The organism is Candidatus Defluviilinea proxima, from assembly GCA_016721115.1.
Classification (GTDB): domain Bacteria; phylum Chloroflexota; class Anaerolineae; order Anaerolineales; family Villigracilaceae; genus Defluviilinea; species Defluviilinea proxima.
This window is the reverse complement of record JADKIW010000001.1, coordinates 1,082,893-1,098,951: the sequence shown is the minus strand read 5'-3', so window position 1 is coordinate 1,098,951 and position 16,059 is coordinate 1,082,893. Positions and strand designations below refer to the sequence as shown.

At 49.8% G+C, this 16,059-nt stretch carries 18 protein-coding genes; 5 read left to right on the top strand and 13 right to left on the bottom strand.

Annotated features, from left to right (window positions below):
* Positions 1 to 4 precede the first annotated feature (4 nt).
* From IPP66_05210 to IPP66_05195, 4 genes are all read right to left on the bottom strand, one after another.
* A complete protein-coding gene (locus IPP66_05210) occupies positions 5 to 712 on the bottom strand; it encodes a succinate dehydrogenase iron-sulfur subunit (GenBank protein MBK9924675.1) in 708 nt (235 codons plus the stop codon).
* Positions 713 to 720: 8 nt separating this feature from the next.
* Positions 721 to 2,514, bottom strand: coding sequence for an FAD-binding protein (locus IPP66_05205; GenBank protein ID MBK9924674.1), 1,794 nt, complete (start codon positions 2,512 to 2,514; stop codon positions 721 to 723).
* A 101-nt stretch (positions 2,515 to 2,615) separates the two neighbouring features.
* On the bottom strand, positions 2,616 to 3,026 hold the full coding sequence (locus tag IPP66_05200) for a hypothetical protein (protein MBK9924673.1): 411 nt from the start codon (positions 3,024 to 3,026) through the stop codon (positions 2,616 to 2,618).
* A 1-nt stretch (position 3,027) separates the two neighbouring features.
* Positions 3,028 to 3,390, bottom strand: coding sequence for a hypothetical protein (locus IPP66_05195; protein ID MBK9924672.1), 363 nt, complete (start codon positions 3,388 to 3,390; stop codon positions 3,028 to 3,030).
* Between the two features lie 211 nt (positions 3,391 to 3,601).
* Between IPP66_05195 and IPP66_05190 the strand changes: the two genes are divergently transcribed.
* The 3 genes from IPP66_05190 (at position 3,602) to IPP66_05180 (ending at position 5,581) form a co-directional block, all read left to right on the top strand.
* Positions 3,602 to 3,937 carry an FKBP-type peptidyl-prolyl cis-trans isomerase gene (locus IPP66_05190; GenBank protein MBK9924671.1) on the top strand — a complete coding sequence of 112 codons (336 nt, stop codon included), beginning with the start codon at positions 3,602 to 3,604 and terminating at the stop codon, positions 3,935 to 3,937.
* A gap of 65 nt (positions 3,938 to 4,002) precedes the next feature.
* Positions 4,003 to 4,818 (top strand): hypothetical protein, encoded by an 816-nt coding sequence (locus tag IPP66_05185; protein ID MBK9924670.1) that lies wholly within the window; start codon positions 4,003 to 4,005, stop codon positions 4,816 to 4,818.
* An 82-nt stretch (positions 4,819 to 4,900) separates the two neighbouring features.
* Entirely contained in the window at positions 4,901 to 5,581 is a 681-nt protein-coding gene (locus tag IPP66_05180; GenBank protein ID MBK9924669.1) for a hypothetical protein, read from the top strand.
* A gap of 93 nt (positions 5,582 to 5,674) precedes the next feature.
* Here IPP66_05180 and IPP66_05175 read toward each other — a convergent pair whose 3' ends face one another.
* The 8 genes from IPP66_05175 to IPP66_05140 form a co-directional block, all read right to left on the bottom strand.
* On the bottom strand, positions 5,675 to 6,013 hold the full coding sequence (locus tag IPP66_05175; protein ID MBK9924668.1) for a helix-turn-helix transcriptional regulator: 339 nt from the start codon (positions 6,011 to 6,013) through the stop codon (positions 5,675 to 5,677).
* Complete coding sequence (locus tag IPP66_05170) at positions 6,003 to 6,443, bottom strand: SRPBCC family protein (protein MBK9924667.1); 441 nt, start codon at positions 6,441 to 6,443, stop codon at positions 6,003 to 6,005. The genes IPP66_05175 and IPP66_05170 overlap by 11 nt, the downstream gene beginning before the upstream one ends.
* A gap of 56 nt (positions 6,444 to 6,499) precedes the next feature.
* Positions 6,500 to 6,949, bottom strand: coding sequence for an SRPBCC domain-containing protein (locus tag IPP66_05165; protein ID MBK9924666.1), 450 nt, complete (start codon positions 6,947 to 6,949; stop codon positions 6,500 to 6,502).
* A gap of 16 nt (positions 6,950 to 6,965) precedes the next feature.
* Positions 6,966 to 7,454, bottom strand: a complete 489-nt coding sequence (locus tag IPP66_05160) for an SRPBCC domain-containing protein (protein MBK9924665.1) — start codon at positions 7,452 to 7,454, stop codon at positions 6,966 to 6,968.
* Positions 7,455 to 7,660: 206 nt separating this feature from the next.
* A complete protein-coding gene (locus IPP66_05155; GenBank protein MBK9924664.1) occupies positions 7,661 to 8,479 on the bottom strand; it encodes a succinate dehydrogenase iron-sulfur subunit in 819 nt (272 codons plus the stop codon).
* Positions 8,480 to 8,546: 67 nt separating this feature from the next.
* A complete protein-coding gene (locus IPP66_05150) occupies positions 8,547 to 8,903 on the bottom strand; it encodes a hypothetical protein (GenBank protein MBK9924663.1) in 357 nt (118 codons plus the stop codon).
* 117 nt (positions 8,904 to 9,020) lie between these two features.
* Positions 9,021 to 9,452, bottom strand: a complete 432-nt coding sequence (gene sdhC / locus IPP66_05145) for a succinate dehydrogenase, cytochrome b556 subunit (protein ID MBK9924662.1) — start codon at positions 9,450 to 9,452, stop codon at positions 9,021 to 9,023.
* 44 nt (positions 9,453 to 9,496) lie between these two features.
* Positions 9,497 to 11,209: a succinate dehydrogenase/fumarate reductase flavoprotein subunit gene (locus IPP66_05140; GenBank protein MBK9924661.1), complete on the bottom strand. Its 1,713-nt coding sequence runs from the start codon at positions 11,207 to 11,209 to the stop codon at positions 9,497 to 9,499.
* A gap of 161 nt (positions 11,210 to 11,370) precedes the next feature.
* On the opposite strand from IPP66_05140, the gene IPP66_05135 reads away from it, so the two are divergent.
* Positions 11,371 to 12,636 carry a right-handed parallel beta-helix repeat-containing protein gene (locus IPP66_05135; protein MBK9924660.1) on the top strand — a complete coding sequence of 422 codons (1,266 nt, stop codon included), beginning with the start codon at positions 11,371 to 11,373 and terminating at the stop codon, positions 12,634 to 12,636.
* Positions 12,637 to 12,742: 106 nt separating this feature from the next.
* On the opposite strand, the gene icd is transcribed toward IPP66_05135, so the two are convergent.
* A complete protein-coding gene (icd, locus tag IPP66_05130) occupies positions 12,743 to 14,143 on the bottom strand; it encodes an NADP-dependent isocitrate dehydrogenase (GenBank protein MBK9924659.1) in 1,401 nt (466 codons plus the stop codon).
* A gap of 307 nt (positions 14,144 to 14,450) precedes the next feature.
* On the opposite strand from icd, the gene IPP66_05125 reads away from it, so the two are divergent.
* Complete coding sequence (locus tag IPP66_05125; GenBank protein ID MBK9924658.1) at positions 14,451 to 15,926, top strand: xanthine permease; 1,476 nt, start codon at positions 14,451 to 14,453, stop codon at positions 15,924 to 15,926.
* The last annotated feature ends 133 nt before the right edge of the window (positions 15,927 to 16,059 follow it).

Here is a 16,059-nt window from a genome sequence, read left to right as displayed (position 1 = left end):
GAATTTATTCCAACTTCCCCGTCACCATCGCCAACTTCAACTCACCGATTGCCTTGGTGATGTGAATATCACGCGGGCAGGCATTCGTGCAGTTATAGGCTGTGTGGCAGCGCACGGTTCCGTTTGTTTCGCTCAGAATTTCCAAGCGTTGTGATGCGCCTTCATCACGGCTGTCAAAGACAAAGCGATGCGCGGCCACCAACGCGGCGGGACCGTAATACTCGTCACTCGCCCAGAACGACGGGCACGAAGTCGTACAAGCCGCGCACAAAATGCATTTGGTCGATTCATCGAAGCGTGCACGTTGTTCGGGAGATTGCAAACGCTCACGTCCATCTGCAGGTAACGGGGTGTCGTTGATGAGATACGGAAGCATCTTCTTATAGTTATCGAAGAACGGATCCATATCCACGATCAGATCTTTGGCAACTTTCAAGCCAAGGATCGGCTCAACTGTGATCTTTGCGCCCACATCACGCACGAGGGTTTTACATGCCAGCATGTTGCGGCCATTGATGCGCATCGCATCCGATCCGCACACACCATGCGCGCACGAACGACGGAACGCCAGCGAACCATCCTTGTGACCTTTGATCAACTCAAGCACATCCAAAATGCGGTCGGTCTCTTGCGCTTCCACTGTATACGTTTCGTAGTGTCCGCGTTCGTCCTTCTCGGGGTTGTATCTAAAGATTTTGACTGTGACTTCCATATGTACCTCTAATACACTCTTGCCTTCGGCTGATGCTTTGTGATGACCACAGGCTTATAGCTGATCTCAAGTTTATCGTTCTTCCTCTTGATCAACGTATGCTTCAACCAGTTCTCATCATCGCGTTCAGGGTAATCCTCGCGTGAATGTCCGCCGCGCGATTCTTTTCTGTTCAACGCGCTCGCCGCAACCACTTCCGCAATATCGAGCAGGTTGCCAAGTTCCCACGCGTTCAGCAATTCGGTGTTAAACACCTTGCCCGTGTCACTGACCTTCACATCCTTGAAACGTTTCTTCAACTCGCGGACCTTCTCCAAAGCTGAAGCCATATCCTTTTCATTGCGATAGATACCGACATCCGCAAACATGACATACTTCAACTCATTGGAAATATCGTACACATTCTCTTTGCCCGACCCATTCTTCAACGCCTCAAAATCGGACATTGCGTCTGCTTCAGCGTTCTGAGGCAGTTTCCCAAACTCAGCCTTGTTCGCATACTCCGCAGCTTTGAGACCTGCATGTTTGCCGAACACAACCAGATCAAGCAAGGAGTTCGTCCCAAGTCTGTTCGCGCCATGGACAGATACACACGCACATTCACCCGCCGCAAACAACCCAGGGACGGTTGTGCCTTTATCGTCAGTGACCACCTCACCAAACTTGTTGGTCGGGATGCCGCCCATCGCGTAATGTGCCGTCGGCTGGATCGGCATCATTTGAGTAACAGGGTCAACTCCAAGGTAGACACGGCAGAAATCCACAATGTCAGGAATCTTCGTCAGTACCGTTTCACCAGTTATCTTTAAGGGAGAGCCGTCGGGGTTAGTGCGTCCATCTTCTGCGGCAAACTTGTTGACCGTCTCAGGACGAATATCCAAATAGACATAATTCTTGCCGTTGATACCGCGGCCTTCTTTAATCTCTGTGAGGATCGCGCGTGAGACAACATCGCGTGAAGCGAGGTCTTTCACAGTGGGCGCATACTTCGGCATGAAACGTTCGCCGTTGCCGTTGATAAGCACCGCACCTTCACCGCGCGCACCCTCGGTGATGAGAATGCCAAGTTTATAAATACCCGTGGGATGGAATTGGAAGAACTCCATATCCTCGAGCGGAATGCCTTTGCGCAACAAGATAGAAGCGCCGTCGCCGGTATACGCATACGCATTGGATGTGACTTCGAAGATACGGCCGTATCCACCCGTGGCAAAGATAACAGCCTTCGCGTGGAAGGTATGCAGTTCGCCCGTGGCCAATTCAACTGCCACAACACCCGCGGCTTTACCGTCCACCATGATGAAGTCAAGCGCTTGATATTCATCGAAGAACGTGACCTTGTTCTTGATGCACTGTTGATACAGCGTTTGCAAGATCATGTGACCTGTGCGGTCTGCGGCGTGTGCGGCACGACGGACGGGTTTGCCTGTTTCGTTATTGGTGTGCCCACCAAACGGACGCTGTGAAATTTTGCCCTGTGGCGTGCGGTCGAAGGGAAGCCCCATATGCTCAAGCTCAAGCACAGCATCGATCGCTTCATTCGTCATGAATTCGATGGCATCCTGATCGCCAAGATAATCCGAACCTTTGACGGTGTCGTACATGTGCCATTCGGGTTTGTCTTCTTCGTAGTTACCCAATGCCGCACTGATACCGCCCTGCGCAGCACCTGTATGTGAACGCGTGGGATACAACTTACTGATGACCGCCGTCTTCGCGCCGCGGGAAGCATAGAGACCCGCCATGAGTCCCGCTCCGCCCGCGCCAACAACGATTACTTCAAACTGATGAACATTTGCCATGAAAACTCCTGAACCATTTTTACCGCGAAGCACGCTAAGATCGCTAAGAAAACCAATAAAGAAATCTTTGCGTTCTTTGCGCTCTTAGCGGTTAATTATTTTTACGCACTCAAGATCACATAGACAGCAATGATGCATGCCACAATTGCATACGTGATGACAATATTCCGCGCCCAACGACGAGCACCTTCATTAGTGACGTAATCATCCCAGATCTCCAACACGCCATGGACGCCATGTCCGCAGGCGGTGAGCACGAAGGCAATAACCATCAACTTGGCAAGGATGACCATCCATACCTGCCCAAGCGGATTTCCCGTCATGTTCGGGAAGAATGCCCAGTACAAGATGTCGCCAACGTTGGCGCCGGTCTGCGCACTAAGGCTCAAGGCACCGAGAATGCCTGCGAGGATCAATCCATACATCGCTACGACAGTGAAGCGTGTGAAGGCCCACATGAACGTTTCAAAATTGAAGCCACGCTTTTTAATGGGAAGTGTTCTCGTCACCATATCAGCCTCCAAACGCGTTTCGTAATACAACGATGATCGCGAACCCAGCCACAAGCGCATATGCCACCCACTCAATGCTGATGGCAGTACGGAAATGCTCGATCAGTTTCGGTGACAGGTCAAGGATGGTGATACGCAAGCCGTTGATGGCGTGGAACAACCCGAAAACGAGAAAGACCACCTGGAAGAGCCAGTTGCTCATCAGAGCGTGCATGGACTGCACTCCCACCAGCGACAAAATATAAACTGTGAAGAAAATGAACAATGCGCTCCCACCAATGCGATGCAGGATAAAGGTCAAATACGGACCTTGCCCCTTATACCCCAGAGCCGTTGAAAGGCTGACGTTCCTTTTCAAGCCCATGGAAACCTCCAAAAGAAATAGTTGAAACGGCATTATTTTACCCCTTGACACTCTGAATTGCTAACAATTTGTGGGTTTGGTAAACAGGAATGCCTGTAAGAACATAATGGACACAACGGTCCCAAGCCTTCGGTCAGGTATGTTTCGCATATAATCATTACAGGAAGTCAATTGCATCAACCTTATCTTTACTTCAAGAAACGGAGACAATATGAAAACAACAAGTGGACTGGAATATATCGAGTTGGAAGCAGGCACTGGCGTGCAAGCGGAGGCGGGAAAGACCGTTGACGTGCATTACACAGGCAGGCTGCAGGATGGAACGGTCTTCGACAGCTCCGTTTCACGAGGCGTGCCGATCTCGTTCAAACTAGGCATCGGACAGGTCATCAAAGGCTGGGACGAAGGCATTGCCCTCATGAAAGTCGGTGGCAAGGCTCAACTCGTCATCCCGCCAGACCTTGGCTATGGCGCACGTGGCGCAGGCGGAGTCATCCCACCCAATGCCACACTCATATTCGATGTTGAACTGGTGAACGTGAAGTAAACGGACAGCATCCACCAAAGACCCCGTCAGTGTGATCCTTCTTCGCGTCCAGGGATAAGGACAAAATGAAACATTCTCTCACCAGCGCAATGCTGGTCATGGTGTTGCTTTTGGTTGGGTGCGCTCAACCAGAAGCAACATTGATGCCATCCACCGCAACACCCATGCCAACCCTGACGCCAACTCCGTTGCCTGAATGCCATGAACCCGGCAAGTTGGTTACGGACAAGGTTTTGTTTCCAGATACCGGAGAGAATCACATCATCGCAGTGTATCTGCCGCCTTGTTATGCAGAGTATACGGATGCCACATATCCTGTGTTGTATTGGACGAATGCCAGAACATGGTGGCAGCAGTTATACGATGTATCAGATCGTCTCACAGACAAAGGGGACGTCCCTGCGTTCATCCAGGTACTGATCCAAATTGACCCGAATAAAGGACTCGGCGCTGACGAGCAGATCGTCAACTACGTTGTGCCCTACATCGACTCTCATTATCGTACGCAACCAGATCGTTTGCATCGGAGCATCACCGGGTATTCGAACGGAGCGGCCATCGCCATCCGGTCTGCTTTTCGAGCGACGGATGTGTTCAGCCGTGTAGCAGTTCTCAGCGGCGGGATCGCCGGTGGCGAGCAGGAGAAATTTACGAACTGGATCTCCGCCATGCCGCCCGATCAACACCCGCAGGTGATGCTCGATGTCGGTGACCAGGATGCCATCCTCGTTTTGACAACCTATCTCACTGATGTTTTAGATCAGTCAAAATATCCCTACACCTTCGTTCATAGTCCCGGCGACCATGGGGCAGAATATACTGACGAGCATCTTGAGAATATCTTGAAGTGGTTGATAGCGGAACATCAAGAGACGAACTAGTAAACGAACAGTCCTGTAGTTGCGGGACTGTTTTCTATACTTGGTTGCTAATAGGTTTATACTAGATGTGAGGCATCTATATATGGCTATCGATCATATTCTTCTTCAATACAATCGATTAGAAAGACATTACCGTCAGTCATTGGAGCACAAAGACAATATTAGTTTTCTCGATTTGTCGCATTGTCTTCGTATCTGGGTTGATATGAAAAGAGAAGTCGATTCTCTTGTGGAAACTGAAGGGGTACAACTAAAATTAACAAACACAACCATGTCAAAAAGTGCTAAAAATGCACTGAAAGGAAACAAATACTCCTATTTACCTTTAGGTAGCGGAGTTGAAAGCCCAGAAATTAAAGTAAAAGATGTTATGTTTATTAAAGGAACATTATCGCTAGATAAAATGAAAGAACTTGCTAAAAAATCTTATGAAGCGGGGCCATCAACAGCGCGACCTGTGTTACTTCGATATTCTGAGTGGCTCGCATCTGGTGTTTATGAAGTACCATCTCAAGATGATGTTCATCCCCAAATTAGAATCTCTCGCGAAATTATAATAAAACGAGTTGCAAACATACTCGGAGCAAGTCATCCTATCGGATCCGAAGATGATGATGAACGAGAAAATCGATTTGATCCTTATATACTCGAACTACATAATATTAAACTGGCAGGGGGGTACCCAGCCACATATTATCAACTATTAGAAATAGCCAAGAACATATTAGATGCTATGAAAATTTTGTTCGATAGAAACGCCTAACGTTACACCAACAAGTGAGGTTTGCGGCATTTTACATTAGAAACAAAAAAGAACGCCGAAAGGCGTTCTTTTTTATACCCATAACTTTCCACTTTATTCTTCAAGGAAGTTTTGCAAATCGATAAGTTTCTTGTCCCATTGTTTGGATACCAGATCGAGGTATTCTGTCATTGTTTCGATCGGGGTGGCATCGAACTCGAACAATGTCTCTCGCCCTTTGCGAATGCTATGCACCAGCCCCGCTTTCTTCAGGATATGAAGGTGTTTTGTCACAGCCTGCCGGGTGATTTTGGTCCCCTCAGCCAACTGGGAGATCGATTGTGGCGAAACCTGGCAAAGTCTGGCGATCAGCGAGAGACGGGTTTTATCACCCAAGGCGGCAAAGGTATTTGCCTGGAGAGTGAAACCCCGGGACAAAACACTACCTGACATAATTGGCGATATTCTCCAATTGTACGACCCAACCTTCATTGTTCTTGCGGAAGGCTTCGAGCCGTCGATTTGCGGGGATATTTTTGAAACCCGATTCAGTCACAGTGAGGCGAGTCCCGTTGCTGGTTGGCTCCAACGTAAACTCGACTAGTGTCGGTGTTTCTTTGGAGTAATCCACTGTCAGGTCTACCGGATACGGGTGCCACGTGAAAGAGAACAATCGCTCGGGTTCCATTTGTTTTACATCGATCTCCCACGGTTCATAACTGACGTGATTTAGCTTCCCGCGAACTGTCTTTCCGACAACAAAGGGACCTTCGAATTCGCAACCAAACCATTGGCCGAACTCCCGGTAATCGGTCAATGCCTTCCAAACCCTAGAAGGAGATGCCTTTAGGTCAATATGTCTTTCAATGCGGTTCTCTTCCATAACCATGTCCTTGTTTGTAATCATATCGCAGGTTTGAAAAATACGCAGCCCGTGGGTTACGGTTCCTGTGTATTGGGTTGCTTTTTTCCTGTCATGATCAAGTTGTGCAAGCTTTCGTTGATATAAAAGCCCCATGCGCCGGAACAATCACCATAACATTGAATTGCAGGGGTCAGGCCAAAGTGTGTAAAACGAAGTTCTGTCTGATTACCTTGTCTGGTGATCTCAAAGAGAATATCTGTGCCATTCCACTCCGTCTTGTTCTTTACAAAGTTCAAATGACTATTTATTGTATGCCATACAACTTTCTCGCCCGGGATAAATTCAGTGATCTTGTGAGTGCTTCGATGTGCATCGTCATAACGGTACGTGAACTCAGCGTCGGGTTTATCAGTCTCCCCTTCAACTTCTCCGGTCCACCATCCGCGTACGTCGTTGATGGCGGCAAAGACTTCTTCCGGAGTTTTATCGACCACAAGGGTAACGGTGTAATTTTGATCGCTCATGTCATCCAATTCCTTTTTATTTGCCAAGTGTTTTTTCGCTTTCGGTGATCGCCTCACCCATATTAGGGTGGCCGTTCCCGGTGGTGATCAAACTATACAAACTACCTTTGATATATGTGCTCCATCCATCTGAACAGGCATTGAAACATTCAAACTGTGGAACCAAGCCAACATGTGTAAAGCAAAGCTCGGTTTTATCACCTTGCCTGGAAATTTCAAAAGCAATATCTGTTCCTGTCCATTCTGTCTTGTCTTCAACAAAGGAAAAATAGTTTTGTAAAACATGCCAGACAACTTTTTTGCCAGGCACAGATTCCGTGATTTCGAGGGTACAACGGTGAAGATCTTGATGGTGATAATAAACCACAGCACCCAATTGGTCGGTTCTGCCTTTAATTAATTGTGACCACCATCCACGGGCGTTATTGATGGCATCGAAGACCTCTGCAGGGGTTTGGTCGACTGTAAGGGTAATGGTAAAACTTTGATTAATATTATTCTGCATCATATGTAACTCCTTATTTTTAAATGTTGTAAACGGTTTGCGCAACCTTTAAGTTGCATAATATCACGACACATCACATTACGCAACCTTTTTGTTGCGCAAATCTTGGAGATTCTTATTTTCTAAATGGTGTTTTACGTACTTGACTACCTACATGGACAAAAAAGCGACCTTGAACATAAAGGTCGCTTCCTCATAATTTGTTATTACACGGTCCTCGGCGGCGGAGCGAACTTCTCGATCTCTTTCACCACATCTGCCAACGGACGAACCTCAGCAGTCTTCTTATTTCTGCCGATGCCAATGTTGTTCAGCACCAACGTGCGTTTGAGCAATTGGATTCCGAAAGCAGGGTCCACACCTTTGGGGCAGGCTTGTGAACATGCACCCGCCATGTGACATTGATACGGTCCGTGGAAGGCGTCAATGGCAGAGAGGCGTTCCTGCAAACCGCAGTCGCGGTTGTCCGCGGTGTAGCGATAGGCTTGGGCCAAAGCTTGAGGCCCCAGAAAAAGCGGATCAGTTGCAACGGTCGGGCATGCCGCGAGACAGATCCCACACTTGATGCAGTAGGTGAATTGACTGAACGCTTCGCGCTCCTCCGCAGATTGGATGAATTCACCTGTTGGGTTATCCACCTCCGTGCTGTTGGTGTGGATGATGAACGGCTTGATCGCGGCATGCTTCTGAATGAGCGGCTCAAGGTTCGGGACGAGGTCTTTGACATTCGGGTAATTGGGAAGCGGCGCCACAGTGACCACGTCCGTGCCGAGATGAAGGACTTGAGTCTGGCAGGCGAGTTGCGGCAGATCGTTGATGAACATCCCGCACGAACCGCAGACTCCCATACGGCAGGAGGAACGATATGAAAGAGTCGGTTCCTGTTTGGCTTTCAACTCATGAAGCGCTTCGAGCACGGTCATCCCATCGTGGACGTGTATCTTGTACTCGTCCCAATGCGGCGCGGATTCTTTATCGGGATCGAAACGACGAACGCGGAAGGTGATTTGTTTTGTATTAGTCATTATTACTCCAAACGACAATTGACCATTGACAATGAACCATGACGGTCGATGGTCAATCGTCCATTGTCTAATAACTGAACGTCCACCACGTAACATAAAAGCCGAGCGCGAAGATCGCCAACCCGAACAACAGGATGCCAACATCAACAACCTTTACGAGAGTCGGTGTCAGCGGCAGTTCACGCAATATTCCGCGCAGACCGTACAACCCGTGATAGAGACCCGTGATCAGCAACAGAATGTAGATCACGAACTGTGCAACGCTTTTTCCGCGCTCGATCATCGTGGAAAACTCACGAGCCTTGTCCACGCTCATGCCGTAGAAAACGGGCGCATAGTGCATCACTGCAAAGTGCATTCCCAGCAACACGGCAATGATCGGAATGGCAAGAATGTGCAGAGACCATAACTTTGATTCGCGCATGATAAATCTCCTTTCGCGTTGAGCGGAGTGAGCCGATAGGCGAGCGCAGTCGAAACGCCGCCCTTCGTCTACGGGACTTCTACTTACACTCAGTCCCTCCGCTCAGGGCGAAGATTTTTACTCAAAGAAAAAACTAGAACCGCCAAGGATGATGACTACGAACGTAATGATCATCATGACATACGTCAACGGGCGATGACGCAATACCGATGTCGAATACGGATATACAGGTTCTTTCGGCCTGCCGAGGAAAAATCCCAACTCTACCAGGATCAAGCGTATACCGTTCATCGCATGGAAGACCGCCATCGCAAACAACAAATACTCGATCACCTTGAACGGCGGCGAAGCGAACAGCGCCATCAAACCAGCCCAGGCTTCCTCGCCTCGGATGCGGTTGGCCGTCTCAACGATGTGTAACACCATATACGCGATCAAACCCAAACCCGAAATGCGATGTCCCAAATACAGGTAACGTTCAAACGAATACTTCCCTGCATACACCCACCCCTTAATACCGAGCCTGTTTGGATATGGTTTCGTGTTCATATCAACTCCTTCAAAGCTAAAAGCTAACAGCTATTAGCTTTTAGCTAGTATTTCCGTTCCACCGGCTTCCACATCGAAATATCCACAGGGCCATAATCCAATCGTGGACCCTTCTCTGTGTAATGCGCCATCGTGTGCTTCAACCAATTCTCATCGTCGCGCGTTTTGAAATCGCGGCGTGCATGGCTCCCACGTGACTCAGTGCGGTTCAAACCACCGAGCGTCGCCACTTCCGCCACATCGAGCATGAAACCCGTCTCCACCGCGCGGATCAAGTCCGTGTTGTAGCGCAGTCCCTTATCCTTCAACGAAATCCCCTTATATCGTTCCTTCAACTCGCGGATCTTATCCAGCCCCGCCTGCATCTCTTCGCCCGTGCGGAAGACACCCATATTCTTATCGAGAGTCTTTCGCAACTCTTTGCGGATCACATAATGATCTTCTTTTCCATTGGATGACATCAACGCTTCTATCTTCGACCATTCCTGCTCTGCCTGAATGGATACTTTCTTGTCTGATACATTTTCTGCGCAATAGCGCGCCGCTTCTTCGCCTGTGACTCGCCCCCACACCAGACATTCCGCCGTGGAGTTCGACCCGAGTCGATTCGCTCCATGCAACGACACACAAGAGACTTCACCCGCCGCCCAAATATTCTCAATCGGGGTATGTCCCTTGATATCCGTATGCACACCGCCCATCGAATAATGCGCCACCGCACGGATGGGAATCGGTTTTTCAATGGGGTCAAGCCCAATGTGTTTGATCGTCACCTCACGGATGAGTGGCAGGCGTTCGATGATTCGATCACGTCCGAGGTGAGTCAGATCCAAATGGATGTAATCCAAGCCATCAGGTCCGGGAAAGCCGCGGCCTGCTTCGATCTCGGTCATCTCTGAACGCGAGACAATGTCTCGCGGCGCGAGTTCCATCAACTTGGCGGCGTATTTATCCATGAACCGTTCACCATTGGCATTGACGAGAGTTCCGCCTTCGCCACGGCAGGCTTCGGTCATCAAGATACCGCTGGGGATGAGTCCCGTGGGGTGGAACTGCACGAACTCCATATCCTTAAGCGGAAGACCCGCACGATACGCCATCGCCAGCCCATCGCCCGTGACAGTTTCAGAATACGTAGTGAAACCAAAGATCTGGCCTGCGCCGCCTGTGGCAAGGATCAATGCCTTGCCACGGATCAACACATATTTGCCGTTGATCATATCGAGCGCGGTCAAGCCAGCGAACTTTCCATTCTCCACAAGAATGGATGTGACGAAGACTTCGTCATAACGGTTGAGTTTGCGCGTGTGCTTCATCAACGTGTCGTACAACGTTTGCATCTCGAGGAAGCCCGTTTTGTCAGCGGCGAAAACGGCCCGGGGATAGGTGTGTCCGCCAAATGGTCGTTGAGCGATGCGTCCGTCTTCCGTCCGAGACCAGGGAATGCCCCAATGATCCAGATGTAGAATTTCCTTAGGCATCTCGTTAACGAAAAACTCCACAACGTTCTGGTCAGCCAAAAAGTCCGAGCCTTTGACCGTATCCCACGCGTGGAGTTCGTAGCTGTCGCCCTCATCCTTTCGCATCACGGCGGCGGTCCCGCCTTCAGCCGCAACAGAGTGGGCGCGCATCAGTTGTAGTTTCGAAACGAGCGCAATGTTCAACTCCCCCTTGCTTTGCATGGAGGCTTCGAGCGCGGCACGTAGCCCCGCCAGCCCCGAACCCAGAATGATCAGATCATGAGTATAGACTTCCATCTGCATCTCCATCAATTCGGATACAAAAACGCCAATTTAGACTTCATTGTAGGATTTCCTCACCCATTTGGTTAGTGATGTTTGTCATGGAATGGGATGATGGATGACTAAATGTTGTAAGAGGTTAAAATGGGATCGTCAAACTACATATGGAGTTGGGTATGATAAAAACAAATCAAAATAGAGCTTACCAAAATATTCAATATAGAACAATGATTGTCATTTTTCTAACGATAACAATGGTTCTGGTAGCAGGATGTGGAGAGCAAGCGCAAACTTCCACACCGGTCGCGGTGACAGTTACACCAACTCTCACCGAAGTGCCTCCAACGCCAACCGTTTCGCCTGTTCCCTCGCCAACAAAAGAACCTTGCATCCCTTCCGGTGATCAGACCGACATCAACAAAAAACTGCGCGGGCCGGGAGCAATCGCTGTGTTATGTCCGGGTGCTGTGTTCAACCTGACAAGCTCAGTCGTGATCAATGCAGACCGCCAGCAGATCTACACAGAGGGTCTTCCCACCGATGACCGTCGTGCCGTTTTGCGGATCGCATCTCCCAACCTAACAACCGCCATCGTCATGCGAGATTATTCTGATGTTGTTCTGAGCAATGTCATTGTGGATGGGAATCGTCCCGAGCTTGGTTACAAAGGTGGGGATGCTTTGATCTATGCAGGTGGTTTCGCTAAAGGACAGGTTATTCGCTCCGTTAAGATCATGGAGACTCGCAGTTGGTCTTCTTTGCACCTGATCCAAGGACATTCTACAGCACAACCTTGTAGTAATGCTTTAGTGGAAGATAACGAGATTGGTCCTGCCGGCAGTAGCGATACAACCTGGGCAGATGGTATCTCGTTGGCTTGTATGAATACCATTGTGCGCAACAACCTGATCGTGGATGCCACCGATGGCGGGATCGTGATCTTCGGAGCGCCCGGCTCCATCATCGAAGGGAACACGATCCGTGCTGAGACGCGTACACTACTAGGCGGCATCAACATGGTGGATTTCGATCCCTATGAAGGTGATTACACAGGGACCATCGTGCGAAATAACAGCATTGATGCTTCTGGTGCAGTGATTCGAATTGGGTTGGGCATGGGCGTCAGGGTTTGGGGTTGCTGGCCCGCCGACACAGACAAAACACTCCATGGCGGAGTTGTGGAAGGGAATACGTTGCGCGGCACAAAAATGCAATATGGGTTTGTCGCAGATGGTGTGCGTGATTGGCAGGTAACCGGCAACATGGATGATGCTACACATTCCGGCCGCCCCTCCGTGGATTGCGGCGGACGCTTTGCCTCGGTTCCTGCCGGCTTTCAATATTATCCGCCTCGCGCAGAGGGGACCTTCCAACCGGAATTTGCCAAAGCCTTCCTGGATCTGGCGCTCTGGGCGATCAAATCGCCACAACCCGGTGAATAACAATAAAATATCCGTATGGGAAGCAACTTCTAAGAATCAAAAAGTCGGGACGTGAAGGTCCCGACTTTTTTCATGAACTCACTAAAAGCTAAACGCTGATCGCTACTTACATATGACTGATGATCGCATCGCCGAACTCGGAGCATTTCACTTCGGTCGGGTTGTCCATCAAGCGGGCGAAATCGTAAGTGACTGTCTTCGCGGCAATGGCCCCTTCCATGCCTTTGACGATCAAGTCAGCGACTTCGGTCCAGCCCATGTAGCGGAACATCATCTCACCGGAGAGAATCACTGAACCCGGGTTAACCTTATCGAGGTCAGCATATTTCGGAGCCGTACCATGAGTCGCTTCGAAGATGGCGTGACCGGTCACATAGTTGATGTTCGCGCCCGGAGCGATACCAATACCGCCCACCTGCGCGGCCAAAGCATCGGAGAGATAATCGCCATTCAAGTTCATCGTGGCGATGACATCATAATCCTTCGGGCGAATGATCGTGAACTGTAGAGATACATCGGCGATGGAATCTTTGATGAGGAGCATCTTCTTCCATTTGCCTTCGCCGTGCGTGGCCCATAATTTAAGGGCTTCATCTACTTCACCCTTAATGTCGTTCTGTTGTGCGGGGCTCATCATATCGAAGCCAGGGTCGATCATCTTAGCGTTATCTTCCACGCTCAAATTCGGATTCTTTTCCTTGTTGCCAAGGATCCATGTTTCGCGTTCGGTCACGATTTGATTGCGGAATTCGCGCGCGGCAAGTTTATAACCCCAGTCTTTGAACGCGCCTTCCGTGAACTTCATGATGTTGCCCTTATGGACAAAGTTCACACTCTTGCGTTTGTTATCCAACGCCCATTGAATGGCGGCGCGTACCAATCTTTCAGTGCCTTCAACAGACACAGGCTTGAAACCAATCCCAGAGGAATCAGGGAAGCGCATCTTGGCATATTCCTTCGGGAAGGCTTCCTTGAATAACTTCTTGAACTTCTCATTATCTTCTGTGCCGTTCGCGAACTCGATACCTGTATAAATATCCTCGGTGTTCTCGCGGAAGATGACCATGTCCACGTCTTCAGGATGCTTCACAGGCGAGGGCACGCCCTTGTACCAACGCACAGGACGCTGACAAACATAGAGGTCCAACACTTTGCGGAGTTGCACATTCAATGAACGGATGCCGCCGCCGATCGGGGTTGTGAGAGGTCCCTTGATGCCAACCAGAAATTCCTTGAAGGCCTCGGTTGTCTCATCAGGCAACCAACTCTGGAACAACTTGAAAGATTTCTCACCCGCGTACACTTCCATCCAATGCACTTTGCGTTTGCCGCCGTACGCTTTTTCCACGGCCGCATCGAACACACGCACCGAAGCACGCCAAATATCGCGCCCAGTGCCATCACCCTCCACGAACGGGATGATCGGATTATCGGGAACATTCAACTTCCCATTTTGAATTGAGATCTTTGCCCCGCCTTCAGGGACTTTCACATTCTGATATGACATTTTCCATCTCCTTACGAAAATTATGGCGGGATTATACCCTTCACAGGCATTCTATAACACCCGCTTCTTTCTTAAAGGTTGGTGGATCCTGTTTCGAATGAAATTTTTTCAAACACTTGACACTTGACTGAATCGGCGTAAAATTCCGCCCAATGTACAGGCATCCACACCGCAAACGATCATTGCACCACCACTTCTTCGGGATGATTGTTTCTACTTTTTGAATTTGGAGAGTCGCTTTTAGCGGCTCTCTTTTTTTATACTTTGCCCCAGCGTGGGCAAACCTACACAGAGAGGAGAATGTGAAATGGCAACAAAAGGCAAGTCCAATTCAAAATCCCCGAAAGGGGAAAAGGCAAAGGCGGTGACAAAAGCTCCGCTTCAGCCTCAGCAGGTTGAGGTCCAGAAAGAAGCGCCGAAAGTCTTCGGCTACCTGCCCGATGACAATCCACCTGTCGGTGCGATGTTGAGTCTCGGCTTCCAACAATTCCTGACGATGTTCCCCGCCACGGTGTTGGTCGCCATCCTGACCAAGTTCGATGTGGGCATCACATTGCTGGCATCTGGTCTCGGAACCATCGTTGCCCTGTTGGTTTCGAAGCGCAAGATCCCCATGTACTACGGTTCGTCATTTTCTTATATCGCTGTGGTCATCACAGTGATGAGCAAATTTGCACCCGATTGTTATAACTCTACGGCAGTGTATTGTCCTGAGGGCGTAAAGATCGTTCAAGTTGGTATTATCCTCACCGCGGTGTTCGAAATTCTGGTCGGCTTGCTCATCATGCGCATCGGCAAAGCCGCATTGGATCGCGTTCTGCCTCCAATCGTCACTGGTTCCATGGCGATGGTCATCGGTGTGGCGCTGGCTGGTGCCGCGCTTGGCAACGCTGGTAACTGGGCCGCTCCTGAAATCGCCGCCAAAACATGGACAGTAGCCTTCATCACTTTGGTGGCTACGATCTTGTTCTCCGTGTATCTGCAAGGCAAAGGCTTGCTCGGTATGTTGCCGATCTTGCTCGGTGCGATCTTTGGTTATATCGTTGCGTATTTCTTCGGGTTGGTCAGCTTCGCTAATGTGGCGAGTGCCAATTGGCTCGAACTTCCCAAGTTCACATTCCCTGCATTCAACAACCCTGAGGCTTGGGGTATGGCTTTGAGCGTTGCGCTCATCTTCATCGCCACCGTCCCCGAGTCGACTGCGCATCTGTATCAGATGAGCCTTTACATTGATGAACTCGCCGCCGAAATGGGACGCAAGCCCTACAACATCAAAGAACTCATCGGCCTTAACCTCGTCGCTGATGGTTCAGATGATATCGTCGTCGGTTTATTGGGCGGCGCGGCTGGCACAAACTATGGTGAGAACAACTCGCTCATGGCGATCACACGCAACTACTCCACCGCCGTCCTCATGACCGCTGGTGCAATGGCGATCGTGCTTGGCTTCTTCGGCAAACTCGTGGCGCTGGTCAACACCATGCCTGCCGCAGTTGTCGGTGGCTTGAGCATCTATCTCTTCGGTGTGATCGGTATGCAAGGCGTTGCGCTCATTCAATCAGAGAAGGTCAACCTCTTCGACCCGAAACAACTTGCAGTCGGCGCGATCATTCTCGTCTGCGGTATCGGCGGTAACCTTGCTCTGCCCAATGGTGTATTCCCCTTCAACGTGCCATACATCTTCCCCAGTGGCATCCCCGCCATCGTCTTCGCCGCCATTCTCGGCATCTTCGTCAACACGATCTTCTTGATCTTCAAAGCCCCGGCAGTCCGCGGCGACTAATAGACTCGCTCTTCAACGTTGTACAATGGGGATTGGATGTGACTCACGCATTCGATCCCCATTATCATGTCCGCATCTTTCTTAACTTGAAGCTGACCCTGCTCAACAACTTTTATTTCACCTGGAACCTAAT